Source organism: Lederbergia galactosidilytica (assembly GCF_017873565.1).
Lineage (GTDB): Bacteria > Bacillota > Bacilli > Bacillales > Bacillaceae_C > Lederbergia > Lederbergia galactosidilytica.
Window position 1 is genome coordinate 76764 of the sequence record NZ_JAGGKH010000011.1, and the last position, 14682, is coordinate 91445.

Consider the following 14682-nt stretch of genomic DNA (forward strand, 5'->3'; position numbering starts at 1 on the left):
AATCTTGATCGGTTTGTCGTCATTAAATGTCTTTTTTTCTATATTTATTTTTCACTTAATCAATACAGTTCGATTAAACCTTGATATCATGCTAAAAAATCCAAAGCTTGGGTATGTTAAAATAATGGAAAGAGCTAAATTAGTGCCGATGAAATGGAAGTGGATAGGATGAAAATAGATATAATTGGCGATATTCACGGCTGTTTTCAAGAGTTTAAGGAACTTACCCAAAAACTTGGCTATTCATGGGAAAGCAATTTTCCTATACATCCTGAAAAGCGAATCTTAGGCTTTATTGGTGATATAACAGATCGAGGTACCGATTCAATTAAGATGATTGAACAAACATGGGCACTTTGGAAAAACCATGGTGCTTATTATGTACCTGGTAACCATTGCAATAAGTTGTATCGCTATTTTCTTGGGAGAAATGTGCAAATTAAACATGGTTTAGAAACAACGGTAGCTGAACTTGAAAAACTGTCCGATAAAAAATTTAATCATATTAAAAGGGTATTTATGGAGCTTTATGATAACTCCCCACTTTACCATATTTTAGATGATGGACAATTAATCATGGCACATGCCGGAATCAGAGAGGATTATATCGGAAAACAAAATAAAAGTGTCAAATCATTTGTTTTATATGGGGATGTGACCGGAGAGACACTCCCAGATGGAAGACCTGTGCGAAGAGATTGGGCCAAACATTATAAGGGTAAGGCTTTTATTATTTATGGACATACTCCAGTAAAGCAACCGCGCAAAATTGGGAACACAATTAATATTGATACGGGAGCTGTTTTCGGTGGATATTTAACAGCTTTGCGCTACCCCGAAATGGAATTAGTATCTGTTCCTTCTTCATTGCCTTATATTGAAGGAAAATTCACAATCTTTCCTTAACATCAAAATTTTAAATAAAAATCCCCCACAAAACCTTTAAAAGGCTTATTAGATGGGGAATCAGATAAGAAACTTTAATTCACTAGTATCAAAACCGCTAATGGAATATGCCCCTACAGTGAACAGCTTTTTCCAATAGCGATATGGTTATTCCATTAGCTCCTTCATTATAGCTTTATAATGATTCTCTATTTAAAAGCTCTTGCATATCTTCGGGTAGTTCAGCCTGAATTGACAGATTTTCTTGGGTAATGGGATGGGTTAGTTTAATTTGCTGACAATGGAGTGCTTGGCGATTGATTAAAGTGCGTTTCCCACCATATAAATCATCCCCAAGTAAAGGATGACCAATATACGCTAAATGCACTCTAATTTGATGGGTCCTACCCGTTTCAAGCTTTAATTTGACATATGAAAAAGAGGAAGTCGTTTGAATGACTTTATATCGTGTCACAGCTTTCTGACCATCACTTCTTACTTCCCGTTCAATAATACTATCCAACTTACGACCAATTGGCTCATCAATCCTTCCAATGTCCTTTTCCATCATTCCTCCAGCAAACGCCTCGTAAAAACGCTCTATCTCACCTTTTTTTTGCATCTGACTTAATAAATGATGGGCATGTCGATGCTTAGCAATCAGCACTAAACCTGATGTATCTCGATCCAAGCGTGTCACGATATGTACAGTGGAAGCTAGCTTTATTTGTTCATAATAATAAGCAATTGCGTTGGCTAAACTCCCTGTCGGATGCTGCCTTGACGGGATCGTATTCATCCCTGTAGGTTTGTTCACAATGAACAGGTCCTCATCCTCATACATAATCATTAAAGGGATTGGCTCTTTAACCAATTGTTCATTTTCTTGCTCTGGAGGAAACAACAGTTCTAAGTCATCATATTCCTGCAAACGATAACGAACATTTTGCTCTATTCCATTCACACGTATAAAGCCACCTGTAAATTTAATGGCCGACAAAGCTCTTCTCGAGATCCCTTGTTCTTGTAAAAAAGCCTTAATTTCTTGATTTTTGTATTGAGCTGTAATTTTCCAACTTAATTCATGTTGCTTCATAATTTTATCGACCATCCGAAATAAATGAATCATGAACCCTTTTCCAAAAAGGAAATGGACGAAATCTTGCAAAGCGGACTTTTTCTTTCGCTACCTTAAATTGGATGGATTTCACATCACGATGCATCACTGTTAAATGATCCAAAGTTACATGGAAATCAAATGAATTGACTGGTTTTAAGACTAGTGTATGATGCTCTGGCAAGATAAGTGGAGAACCAACCGTTCGAAATACTCTGTTATTAATGGAAGCCATCTCTGCCAATTGAATAGAAGGTAAAGATGGATGGATAATCGCCCCTCCCAAAGCCTTATTATAGGCTGTGCTCCCAGATGGAGTAGATACACAAAGTCCATCTCCACGGAATCTTTCAAAGTGATCTCCACGTATTTCTACATCCATTACTAAAGTTCCCACTAATCCTTTTACAGTGGATTCATTTAAGGCTAGGTAACGCATTTCTTTTCCGCCATTCCGATAACGAATTACGACCTCTAATAATGGATATTCCACAACTTGATAAGGAGTTTTTGCGATCGCAATCACTAATTTTTCAATCTCGCTTGGAACCCAATCCGCATAGAAACCTAAATGTCCAGTATGTACTCCAACAAAAGCTGTTTTATCTAATCGAGAACTATATCGATGAAATGCATATAGTAAAGTACCATCTCCGCCAATGGAAATGACAATATCAGGATTGCTTTCATCATATATCATTTCAAAATCCTGTAAATAAGTCCTTACCTTCTGTGTCAAAGCATTAGAAGCCGGATTTCCTTTGGATGTAATGGCAAATTTCAATCCTCTCAACCTCCTAATTTAATCATTATCATTATTTTTCTTCATCTTCTTTGTAGCTTCCTTATTTATTGAAAAATAAACCTGTGCTTCTTGAATTTCTTCCTTAATTTGCGACATTTCCTCATCAAGTCGGAAAGCAGCTTCAGCTGCACGTTGTAACCTCATATTAATTTCTTCAGGAAATTCACCTTTATATTTATAATTCAGAGAGTGTTCAATCGTAGCCCAAAAATTCATTGCTAATGTTCGTATTTGAATTTCAGCTAAAATCTTTTGCTCACCTTTAATTGTTTGCACAGGATATTCAATCACAACATGATAAGATCGGTAACCACTTGGTTTTTTATGAGAAATATAATTCCTTTCCTCAACAACCTTAAAATCATTCCTCTTTCTTAATAATTCCACAACTTGTTCAATATCATCAACAAATTGACACATCATTCTTAATCCAGCGATATCTTGCATTTCTTCCGCTAATTTATCCAGCGGAATATTTTTCTGATCAGCTTTATCGAGAATACTTGCAATCGGCTTGACTCTCCCCGTTACAAATTCAATTGGAGAATGATCTTGCTGCCGTTCAAATTGGGCTCGCATCCCTTTTAATTTTATTTTTAATTCATCAACTGCTTGTTTATAAGGAGCTAGAAAAAGTTCCCACTGTTTTATCATGCTACCACCTCTTAAAATACATGTTCAAAAGCGAGAATAAAATGAGCCAGTTAACTCAAGCACTAAAAAGCGCCACTTATACATATACCACGTACGCCGAAGCTTAAGGTGGACAAATACAACAGGGTGGATATACTGAGTTGAAGACCGTCTATTACATTGCGTCATTTTTATCAGTTTTTTGAACATACCTTAAATGAAAAACAAATATATTGTTTAAATTTGCTTCTGTTACAACATTCATCATCCTATGTAAGTAAGGCAGAATTAAGAAGCCATCTTTATTTTAGCATAAACAAGTTTTACATAATAATTTTTGTCCCGGTATATGTTCTAAGCTAGAAAAAAATACGAATTACATTTTGTAGTGAATAATATTGAAAGCTGACGGTAAATAAAGAATAATAGAATAAGAAAGTTTTGTCTTAGATGGAAAGGATGTCAAACATGAGTGGGGAAATTGAAAGGGAATTTAAAAATATTATTACAAAAGACGAATTCAATCTTCTTTTAAATACTTTTCATATTAGTATTCAAGATTTTGTTACTCAAAAAAATCACTATTTTGATACTCAATACTTTACATTAAAAGAAAAATCTGCTGCTCTAAGGATTAGAGAACTTCCGGGCTATTATGAACTTACATTAAAAAGGAAGTCTACAGACGGTGTTATCGAAACAAATCAAATCATCGATCATAAAGAGGTAGATTTTTTATTAACTAATAATATTCTCCCTATCGGAGAGGTAAATAACACACTAATTAAGTTGGGAGTCCCTGTGCAAGATTTGGTATACTTTGGGAGCTTAACAACCGATCGTGCAGAGCTGGAGTATAAAGGTGGAAAATTGGTCTTCGATCATAGTCATTATCTTGGTATTGAAGATTATGAACTTGAATATGAAGTTACTGATTGGGAATTAGGAAAATCTATTTTTACAAATTTACTTAATCGACTTAACATTAGCCCACGACCAACCGATACTAAAGTTGGGAGATTATATCATGCAAAGCTAGACATTATGAAACAATCCAATAAGGAATGATTAATCTGAATACATTAGGTGAAATGAAAACTTTAATTGAACTACAATTATTACAAGGAATGACTCGTTCAAGTTCGAGTTCTCCTAGCCGAGATACAAGTTTGGATTTTTCCAAAGTTCTTGAGCAAACCCTTTTAAATACCACAAATGGAAGTTTTAAAAATGCTGAAGCTCTAAATACACTAGGGGCTATGAGCCAACTCGAAACAAATTTTCTCCCGAGCACAGTGGCCAAATCTATTGTACAAAAAGTAAGTCAAGCGAAAACTAATACTAAAGCAGATTCTAGTTTAGAAGCGATTATCCAACAAGCGGCAGATAAATTCAATTTGCCTACTAAATTAATTAAATCTGTCATTAAACATGAATCTAACTTCAATGCCAGTGCAGTTAGTTCTGCTGGTGCAACTGGCCTTATGCAACTAATGCCGGCAACTGCAAGAGGATTAGGTGTACAAAATATACAAGACCCTCTTGAAAATGTGATGGGTGGCAGCAAGTATTTACGACAAATGCTAGATAAATATAATGGAGATTTACCTTTAGCACTCGCCGCTTATAATGCTGGTCCTGGGAATGTAGATAAATATGGGGGGATTCCTCCATTTAAAGAAACACAAAACTATGTTAAAAAAATTACAAATACCTATTACAGTTAAACAAGCTCCACCCTAATTTGCTTATACTTAGCCAATTAGGGTGGAGTTCTTTGGTTGTTCGGGAAAATTATTTCAGTGTGGAATCGCCAAGCCTCAGCGACTGGCAAACTTTCGATACCTTCTTTATAAGTCAATAACGATTCACCCTTCTCTGTCTAGCTACAGGTGGTAGGGGCTCAAGATCAAATTACCTGTAATTCTGGAAGGGAAGAACATCCTTCCAGATTCCAGAACATTTGCTTGTCGCCCCTAAGCAACCGCCTTCCGCTTTTCTCTGTCTAGCTATAGGCGGTAGGGGCTCGAGGTCAAATTATTCTGTAATTCTGGAAGGGAAGAACATCCTTCCAGATTCCAGAACATTTGCTTGTCGTCCCTAAGCAACCGCCTTCCGCTTTTCTCTGTCTAGCTATAGGCGGTAGGGGCTCGAGGTCAAATAACCTGGAATTCCGGAAGGGAAAGAACACCCTTCCAGGATTCCAGAACATTTGCTTGTCGCCCCTAAGCAACCGCCTTCCGCTTTTCTCTGTCTAGCTATAGGCGGTAGGGGCTCGAGGTCAAATAACCTGGAATTCCGGAAGGGAAAGAACACCCTTCCAGGATTCCAGAACATTTGCTTGTCGCCCCTAAGCAACCGCCTTCCGCTTTTCTTTGTCTAGCTACAGGCGTTAGGGGCTCGAGGTCAAATAACCTGGAATTCCGGAAGGGAAAGAACACCCTTCCAGGATTCCAGAACATTTGCTTGTCGCCCCTAAGCAACCGCCTTCCGCTTTTCTTTGTCCAGCTGCAGCGCCTAGCGACTAGCAAATTTACGGCTTCTTCCTACGATAAGTCAACATCGGCTCATCCTTCGCCGTGTTTCCTTTATCTCGTCAGAAGCCTTTAAATTTGTACGTCGCTGAACAGGCGCTTCCGCTTTTCTTTGTCCAGCTACAGCGCCTAGCGACTAGCAAATTTACGGCTTCTTCCTACGATAAGTCAACATCGGCTCATCCTTCGCCGTGTTTCCTTTATCTCGTCAGAAGCCTTTAAATTTGTACGTCGCTGAACAGGCGCTTCCGCTTTTCTTTGTCCAGCTACAGCGCCTAGCGACTAGCAAATTTACGGCTTCTTCCTACGATAAGTCAACATCGGCTCATCCTTCGCCGTGTTTCCTTTATCTCGTCAGAAGCCTTTAAATTTGTACGTCGCTGAACAGGCGCTTCCGCTTTTCTTAAAATAGTTCAATTTATTTGAGTTCTGATTAGGTCATTGCTAAAATAAATATACCATTTTAAATAAAGGAGCGAATCATATGGTTGAGATGAAGATGACACCGTATGATGCTATTGGGGAAAAGAAGCTTCATAAGCTTGTAGAACAATTTTATCTACGTGTCGGAAAACATCCCGAACTCACCCCCATTTTTCCTGATGACTTAACAGAAGTTGCCAGAAAACAAAAGCAATTTTTAACACAATTTTTAGGTGGTCCCAAGCTATATACTGAAGAACATGGTCACCCGATGTTACGTGCACGCCATTTACCACATGAAATTACACCTAGTCGTGCGAAAGCATGGTTGGCATGCATGAGTGAAGCTATGGATGAAGTCGATATTGAACCAGGCCTTCGAGAGCTTTTCTATACGCGTTTAGCTTTGACAGCAAAAAATATGGTGAATACTCATTCACCTAACGTTATGCAAGGTGAAGTGCTTTGACAACACGACAGATTAAGTATCTTTTAAATAAAAGACCAATGGAAATTTATTTCTTTGTAGATCCTTTTTGCTCAGAATGCTGGTCACTTTCTCCAATTCTAAAGAAATTGCAAATAGAATATGGCGAGTATTTTTCTATTAAATATGTTTTGTCTGGAAAACTTTCTTCCTTAAATCAAAATAAAGATCGAGTTTTTTCTTGTCAGAATAGATGGAAGCGAGAGCAGGGCCGGTTCAAAAGATTGAAAAACAAGACGTCACCGCAACCCCCACATCTTGCAGCTATAAGTATTAAAGCAGCGGAATTACAGGGAAAAAAAGCAGGAATTCGTTTTATTCAAAAACTCCAAGAATTTTTATTTATTGAGGATAAAGATATTTCGGATATAAATGTGATTCAACAATGTGCAAAATCTATCGGCCTTGATCTTGATGAATTTTTACAGGATGTTTATTCCGAAACAGCTGCCAAAGCTTTCCAATGTGATTTGAAGATTTCAACTGAAATGGAAGTAGATGAAATGCCGTCCATGGTTTTTTTTAATGAAAATATTGAAGATGAAGGCATTAAAATTACTGGTTTATATTCTTATGATATATATGTGCAGATACTAACTGAGATGCTTCAAGGTTATCCTAAACCTGCGGAGAAGCCCCCGTTAGAAGTTTTTCTCTCTCTAAATCCAGTAAATGCTACACAAGATTTAGCATTGATTTTTGATTTACCGCCTCATAAGATAGAAAGACAAATGAAGAAATTGCAAATCCAGCAGAAAGTACAGAAAATCTGCTCACTACATGGCTCTTATTGGCGATACAAATATAATAATTTATAATTTTTACTGACGCTATTTAAAACAAAACGCGCTCATGATTTTTTCATAAACTGCCCTATAAAAGTAGACTGAAATGTCTAACATTTATAGGGCAGTTCATTTTTTCATCCACAATCTTTTTAAACATGAAGAAAAATAGTCTACATATATATAGATATATATGTAGACTGAAACACTTGAAAGGAGAAAAAAACGATGCGTACGATGAGCCTCGTTATAATTATCGTTTTTATCGCCGTCTGTTTCTTCCTTCACATCTTAGCATTATTACGATTGATTTCGATTTATATCACTTCTCCACTCCTTTTTATAGGGTTATTCACCCTAGTCTCGCTTGTGAATGGAAAGAATAGATTTCGCGGTTTTCATTAGTTCTTCTATTGAGAAATTCCTTTTTGGAAAAAACGGATGATGTCTTCTGTAATTTGTACTACGTCATCCTCCCCTTCCTCTCCGATAATATTTTGATTATTTCCTATCTGTAATAGAGAGAAAAATATTCTTGAGCTAAATTTGCTTGAAAATGCAGAAGGTAACTGTCCTTTATCCATTGCACTTTGAAATCCTACTTCCAAAACAGTATAAAGTTCCTCTATAGCACGATTCATCTCTTGCCAATCATTTTTCTCTAGGACTGTTTCAGTGCCCCGTGTTAAAGCATCTATATCAAGATGAAGGGTTGCCGTTAAAAACCCATGCGCAACCTCGTATAAATTTTTATAGAATGATTGCTCTTTTTGCAATGTATCTTTTACTTGTTCCCCAATCCGCTCTAACATCCGGATCATCGTTTTCGCATACAAATTTGATTTACTAGGAAAATAATAATAAACAGTTGCTTTTGTTACATTTGTCGCCTTTGCTACATCATCCATTGAAACTTCTTGATAAGAGTAATTTAAAAATAAAATTTGAGCTTGATCCTGGATCTTTTCTATTGTTGGCTGTTTTAATAAATTTGTCGGCGGTCTACCTAACGCGCGTTTTTGGGACAATTTACTCCTCTCCCTTGCATCAGACTTGTTGATAATCTGATAGATCTCATTTTATTATACACAAAAACTTCCACCAACTTTATTGAATTATAAAGGAAACTAATCAAAAATTTTAAATTGACTAACCAGTATATATAATTATATTATGAACAATAGAACAAATAATCTAAAGGATTGATGAACATGAAGAAGTGGAGTTGGGGAGACTTTGTCTCTGGGATGAAAAGTCGTTGGATCACGATGGTCATTTGGTTTGTATTACTAGGTATCCTCTCCGTTGCTTGGCCACAAATTAATAGCCAAAAAACAAATTCAAATCAATTATTACCTGATCATGCAGCTTCCCTTAAGGCTGCGGAATTAGCGAAAGAACAATTTCCCAATGAAACAGGCACACCATTACTTCTCGTCTGGTATCAGAAAAACGGGTTAAACGAAACTGATTTTGAAAATATTCAAAGACTATTTAAGGATTTAGATGAACATCCTGTAAATAAACAATCCTTTGTACCGCCTATATATAAAGCTCCGGCACAAGCATTAGCACAATCAGCTTCAGAAGATCAAGCTGCTTTAACAACACCTGTATTCTTTGATTCAGCTGCTTCCACAAAAGAACTTCAAAAAGGAATAGATGAGTTAAAAGAACAAATTGATCAATCTCTCAATCATGCGATATTAGATGATGATTTAGATAAAGATGGATTACATGTTCGAATTTCTGGTCCTGTTGGCATTCAAACTGATGCAGTATCATTATTTAGTAATGCGGATTTTACTTTATTAGTGGCCACTGTAGCAATTGTTTTGCTTTTATTAATCATTCTTTACCGCTCCCCTTTACTTGCGATTATCCCTCTGATCACTGTTGGTTTTGCTTATGGATTTATCAGTCCTCTTTTGGGACTCCTAGCAAAAAATGGGTGGATAGAAGTAGATCAACAAACGATATCGATTATGACAGTTTTACTATTTGGTGCTGGTACAGATTATTGCCTATTTCTTATTTCAAGATATCGTGATGAATTAAGACATGAACCTGACCGATATAAGGCAATGCAAAAAGCTATAGAAAATACTGGTAGTGCGATTATGATGAGCTCAATTACAACCGTTTTGGGCTTACTCACTCTTACTCTAGCTTATTATGCTTCTTATGATCGATTTGCAATTCCATTTAGTTTATCCATTTTAATTATGGGGATAACGGCTTTAACTTTATTACCAGCCTTCCTTACTCTGTTAGGTAGAGTTGCATTCTTCCCTTTTATTCCGAGAACAGAAGCAATGATCCAAAAGCTTGAAGCTAAGAAAGGTAAGAAAATACGCAGGCAAAAAGAAAAAAATGCATTCAGTATGGCTTTAGGTAAATTTGTCACTACCAAGCCATGGACAATTATTATAAGTTGTTTAGTTATCTTAGGGGTTTTCATTTCGTTTGTACCAAAAATTCAATTTACTTATGGACTTTTAGATTCCTTTCCAAAAGATATGCCTTCAAGAGAAGGATTCTCTATTATTTCAGACCATTATCCACCTGGAGAAGTGGCCCCTACACAGGTGATTGTCAATACAAATGGAGAAGAGATTTCTCTACAAAAAGCTTTGCAAGATTTAACGTTTATTGATAATGTATCTGATCCTGAACAGGGAAAAGATAAAAATTACCAATTATATGAAGTCTCCTTCACTATGGACCCATATTCACCAGAAGCAGTTGAAAAAATTGAGGATATTCATACTGTTGTAAATTCAAGTCTGCAAGAGGCTGGTATCGTCAATGCTGGAGAAAATCTGTGGATCGGTGGAGAAACAGCTACATTATATGATACAAAACAGATTACAAATCGAGATCAATCGATCATCATACCTGCAGTTCTATTGATTATTGGAATTTTACTGTTAGTTTATTTCAGGTCAATTATTGCTACGATTTATTTATTAGTGACGGTCGGTCTATCCTATCTAGCTGCCCTTGGAATAGGCTGGATTTTACTCCATTATGGCTTCAATGTTCCTGCTATCCAAGGATTAATACCTCTTTATTCATTTGTTTTCTTAGTTGCATTGGGAGAAGATTATAATATTTTTCTAGTCGCTAATATATGGAATAAACGCAAAAAACGCTTGCCTCTAAAACAAGCGATTGCAGAAGGTGTTAGCGAAACAGGTAGTGTCATTAGTTCCGCAGGATTGATTCTAGCTGGTACCTTTGCTGTCTTAGCTGTTATGCCAATGCAAGTACTTGTTCACTTTGGTACAGTAACTGCGATCGGAATACTAATGGACACATTTATTATCCGGCCTTTATTAGTTCCCGCCATTACGACTGTATTAGGGAGATATGCTTTTTGGCCGGGAAAACTGTGGAAACTAAAAGATGAAAAGGAAAAGGAACTCATATAAGTAAGTTATAGCTCCTCAATTATAAATTAACCGCTCCTTCACCTGGTTAGGAAGATATAATCGAGAAAAAACATAGGCAGTTTAACTTGATCCATAGAAAGAAGCTGTTTGTCTTTTCGTGGATCAGGTAATTGCGCTTCGCTCACCAGCTGTCTCACTGCCGTTTGAAACAATTGAGTAATTTTATACTTTAAAAAAAGAGCGAACTTCCTATCAAAATGATAAAAAGTTACGCTCTTTTTTCTTATTCTGAAAGCAAGGCTTCCATTTCATTTAATTTTTCTTCAAAAATTTGACAAGCAGCTTCAATTGGTTCTGTCGAAGTCATATCCACACCAGCTTTTTTCAAAACTTCAATAGGATAGTCTGAGCTTCCTGCTTGTAAAAATGCTAGGTAGCGTTCAACAGCTGGTTCTCCTTCTTCCAAGATTTGCTTAGACAACGCAGCAGCTGCACTAAATCCCGTCGCATATTGATATACATAGTAATTATAATAAAAATGAGGTATTCTTGACCATTCTAGACCAATTTCTTCATCAATATGAATATCCTCTTCCCCAAAATACTTTTTATTTAGTTCATAATATTCTTTCGTTAATAAATCAGCCGTTAACGCTTCTCCATTTTGATCCTTTTGATGGATTAGATGCTCGAATTCCGCGAACATTGTTTGGCGGAAAACCGTCCCACGGAAACCTTCAAGATAATGATTCAATAAATATAATTGTTCCTGCTTATCCTTAGCATTTTTAATCATATATTCATTAAGAATTGATTCATTTGTTGTGGAAGCTACTTCCGCCACAAAAATCGAATAATTCCCATATGGATATGGTTGGTTTTTACGGGTGTAATAACTATGCACACTATGACCAAATTCATGAGCAAGTGTGAAGAGATTATTCACATTGTCTTGCCAATTCATAAGAATATATGGATTGGTACCGTAAGCACCTGACGAATATGCGCCACTTCGTTTCCCTTTATTCTCGATTACATCTACCCATCTATTTTCAAATCCTTCTTTCAATATGTTTGTATATTCACTACCTAATGGTGCAAGGGCCTCAATAACAATATCCTTTGCCTCGTCATACTTTACTTCCATTTTGACTTCCTTCACTAGTGGAGTATACAAATCATACATATGAAGTTGATCCACCTTCATAATTTTCTTACGTAATTTCACATAGCGATGTAGTAAATGTAAATTTTTATTAATAGTATTGACAAGATTATCATAAACACTCTCAGGAATATTGTTTCCTGCTAATGCCGATTCTCGTGCAGAACCGTAATTACGAATTTTAGCAAAGAAGTTATCTTTCTTTACTGTTCCATTCAATGTGCTGGCAAACGTATTTTTAAATTGGCCATACGTTTCATACACCTTTTTAAAGGCTGTTTCCCTGACTTTTCGATCCTGACTTTCCAAGAAACGAATATAATTTCCATGAGAAATTTGGACATCTTCCCCATTTTCATCTTTTATCACTGGAAATTCTAAATCGGCATTATTCAGCATACCAAATGTTGTACTCGCAGAACCTAAAGCTTCAGAAGCCTGAGCCAACATGGCTTCCTGTTCTGCTGATAAAACATGCCCACGTTGAAGATTAATTTCCTCTAAAGCATGACGATATACTTGTAAATCAGTGTTTTCTTCAATAAATTGAGCAATTTTGCTTTCATCCATCGCTAAAATTTCTGGAACAACATAGGAAAATTCACTTGCTACAATGGAATATAAACTCTCAGCTCGCGAATTTAATCCTTGATAATGTGAATTCCCTGTATCTTGATCATAGCGCATATGAGCATATGTATATAATTTTCCTAATCGTTCAAATACTTGCGATTGAAATTGCAAAACTTGATTTAGTTGACTAGCACTTTCTCCTATAGTCCCCTTATACTGTCCTGCCTGTTTAACTTGTTCTTTAATCTCTTCATACTCTTTTTCCCAAGCCTCATCTGTGGGGAAAATATCCTCTAAACGCCAGGTCATTTCCTTCGCAATTTCGGACCGTTTTGGTAATGATTTTATCTTAGTTTCTTTTGACATAACCATCCTCCTCTAGTTTCATTCTAAAAATCTTCGGTAAGCAAAGTAAAACATAAATGTTTTACTGTGATGTTCGGATCAACGTAAGGCACGCCATTTTGGCACATTCCCAACGGACTAAGGTTATGTAGCCTCTCCGAATCGGCATCAAGGCTAGACTCTTACACTAGCCAATTTTATAATTGCTTAACTTAGAAAAATCCTACAATATTATCTATTCTACCTATTTTATACAAATCCCTGCAACTTTAATGATTGTTTGAATAAAGGCTATGTAAAATATCTCTTCGGAATAATGCATTTTCCCTAATCAAGGCCTCTTCTGTATTTTTGGGGATTTTTACTTTTTTTTCAATCATAAATAAGTCTTCTCCTATTTTCGATAAATATTCTAATGATGTGAGCAGAGAAAAATATTCAGAAATAGGTACTTTCCACGTATATTGATTATTAAAATCTAGCGGAAATTCTCGAATTGTAATCATACCATTATTTATACGTTGTAAAATTCTTTGATTTACCCATTTCAAGGAAAGTTTTTGCCCGATTGGTATTTCTTGCAAGCAATCTAGATATATATAAAATTGCCAAACAATTGGAGAGTCATAGATGAGATGTGCATGAGGTAGGGGGAGACCACAAATTTCTGGTAACAGAAATGGATTATGTCCAGTCGTATACACTTCTTTTAAAAATAAATCATTATGAAGATTTCCATAATATACTTTATATTGTATCCATGTTCTTTTTTCATTTAACCAAGTTTGAAAATCAAAGGGCAGGTCATGAACAGGGGGAAACTTTTTTTCTAGTGGAATTTCTTGTAATAATCCTATTAACTTAGTGGATGGTAAGGAGGTCATTTTTGAGAGTTGTAAAAAAGTCTGCTTCTCTGGTAAATAACTCAGAAGTGTAAGTCCAGCTTTAGAAGTATATGTGCACAGAGAGAATTGGAAATCTGATAACTCAAAGATCTTGTTTTTCCTTTTTTTATAAGGTTTAGTACCAAGTATCCATATAGGGAGAATATTAAGTTTTCGATAACCTGCGTTTCTTTCCATTAAACGCTGTCTAGGTAATGGAGAGCATTGATATTCAATCGCATAAAGATGATTGCCCTTTTTAACTAAAAGATCAGGCCTTTGTTGGATTTCAGGAAGATAATATTCTAAATAAACATCAAATCCATTTCTCTGATAATGGTGATACAAATGTTTTTTTCCGAGTAAATGTCTGGGACTTTCGGGTTCCGTCGTAGAATTGGAGCATTTAGCAAATTGCTTGTGGGCAAAGTGAGGGATACGGATTTTCCCTACTTTTAGGATTAAATGCTCATGACATACTGGACAATAATAATGTGAGGAAAGTTTTTGTTTCGCTAAATTTTTTGGAACGTTCACCAATGATATAAGTTTTCCTTCATCATTTAATGCAGTTAACAATTTTTTCACTCCTTTATCTTACCTAATTCGCTATAAACTGTTATAATCCTTTAAATAAATCGATAAAGCAAT

General features: G+C 36.0%; 12 protein-coding genes. 6 read left to right on the top strand and 6 right to left on the bottom strand.

Features of this window, described 5'->3' with window-relative positions; translation table 11 throughout:
• Positions 1-168: 168 nt before the first annotated feature.
• On the top strand, positions 169-906 hold the full coding sequence (gene prpE, locus J2Z23_RS12805; protein WP_209974156.1) for a bis(5'-nucleosyl)-tetraphosphatase PrpE: 738 nt from the start codon (positions 169-171) through the stop codon (positions 904-906).
• Between the two features lie 175 nt (positions 907-1081).
• On the opposite strand, the gene J2Z23_RS12810 is transcribed toward prpE, so the two are convergent.
• Genes J2Z23_RS12810 through yjbM form a run of 3 tightly spaced genes read right to left on the bottom strand, consistent with a single transcriptional unit; the run spans position 1082 to position 3458 of the window.
• Complete coding sequence (locus J2Z23_RS12810; RefSeq protein WP_318249073.1) at positions 1082-2014, bottom strand: RluA family pseudouridine synthase; 933 nt, start codon at positions 2012-2014, stop codon at positions 1082-1084.
• Complete coding sequence (locus tag J2Z23_RS12815; protein WP_057982268.1) at positions 1986-2786, bottom strand: NAD kinase; 801 nt, start codon at positions 2784-2786, stop codon at positions 1986-1988. Before J2Z23_RS12815 ends, J2Z23_RS12810 begins: the two co-directional genes overlap by 29 nt.
• Positions 2787-2804: 18 nt before the next feature.
• On the bottom strand, positions 2805-3458 hold the full coding sequence (gene yjbM / locus J2Z23_RS12820; protein ID WP_128738667.1) for a GTP diphosphokinase: 654 nt from the start codon (positions 3456-3458) through the stop codon (positions 2805-2807).
• Positions 3459-3908: 450 nt separating this feature from the next.
• Here yjbM and J2Z23_RS12825 point away from each other — a divergent pair, with 450 nt between their 5' ends.
• From J2Z23_RS12825 to J2Z23_RS12840, 4 genes are all read left to right on the top strand, one after another.
• Positions 3909-4508, top strand: a complete 600-nt coding sequence (locus J2Z23_RS12825; RefSeq protein ID WP_209974158.1) for a CYTH domain-containing protein — start codon at positions 3909-3911, stop codon at positions 4506-4508.
• Positions 4505-5167 (top strand): lytic transglycosylase domain-containing protein, encoded by a 663-nt coding sequence (locus J2Z23_RS12830; RefSeq protein WP_057982262.1) that lies wholly within the window; start codon positions 4505-4507, stop codon positions 5165-5167. Before J2Z23_RS12825 ends, J2Z23_RS12830 begins: the two co-directional genes overlap by 4 nt.
• A gap of 1291 nt (positions 5168-6458) precedes the next feature.
• The gene (locus J2Z23_RS12835) at positions 6459-6866 is read left to right on the top strand and encodes a globin domain-containing protein (RefSeq protein WP_057982259.1); all 408 of its coding nucleotides are present in this window, start codon (positions 6459-6461) and stop codon (positions 6864-6866) included.
• A 38-nt stretch (positions 6867-6904) separates the two neighbouring features.
• Positions 6905-7702: a ClpXP adapter SpxH family protein gene (locus J2Z23_RS12840; protein ID WP_057982407.1), complete on the top strand. Its 798-nt coding sequence runs from the start codon at positions 6905-6907 to the stop codon at positions 7700-7702.
• A gap of 377 nt (positions 7703-8079) precedes the next feature.
• Here the strand turns inward: J2Z23_RS12840 and J2Z23_RS12845 are convergent, their stop codons facing one another.
• Positions 8080-8697, bottom strand: coding sequence for a TetR/AcrR family transcriptional regulator (locus J2Z23_RS12845; protein ID WP_057982257.1), 618 nt, complete (start codon positions 8695-8697; stop codon positions 8080-8082).
• Between the two features lie 183 nt (positions 8698-8880).
• Here J2Z23_RS12845 and J2Z23_RS12850 point away from each other — a divergent pair, with 183 nt between their 5' ends.
• Positions 8881-11103 (top strand): MMPL family transporter, encoded by a 2223-nt coding sequence (locus tag J2Z23_RS12850; RefSeq protein WP_057982254.1) that lies wholly within the window; start codon positions 8881-8883, stop codon positions 11101-11103.
• 244 nt (positions 11104-11347) lie between these two features.
• Here the strand turns inward: J2Z23_RS12850 and pepF are convergent, their stop codons facing one another.
• Entirely contained in the window at positions 11348-13168 is a 1821-nt protein-coding gene (gene pepF / locus J2Z23_RS12855; protein WP_057982252.1) for an oligoendopeptidase F, read from the bottom strand.
• Between the two features lie 248 nt (positions 13169-13416).
• Entirely contained in the window at positions 13417-14610 is a 1194-nt protein-coding gene (locus tag J2Z23_RS12860; protein ID WP_057982251.1) for a competence protein CoiA, read from the bottom strand.
• Positions 14611-14682 lie beyond the last annotated feature (72 nt).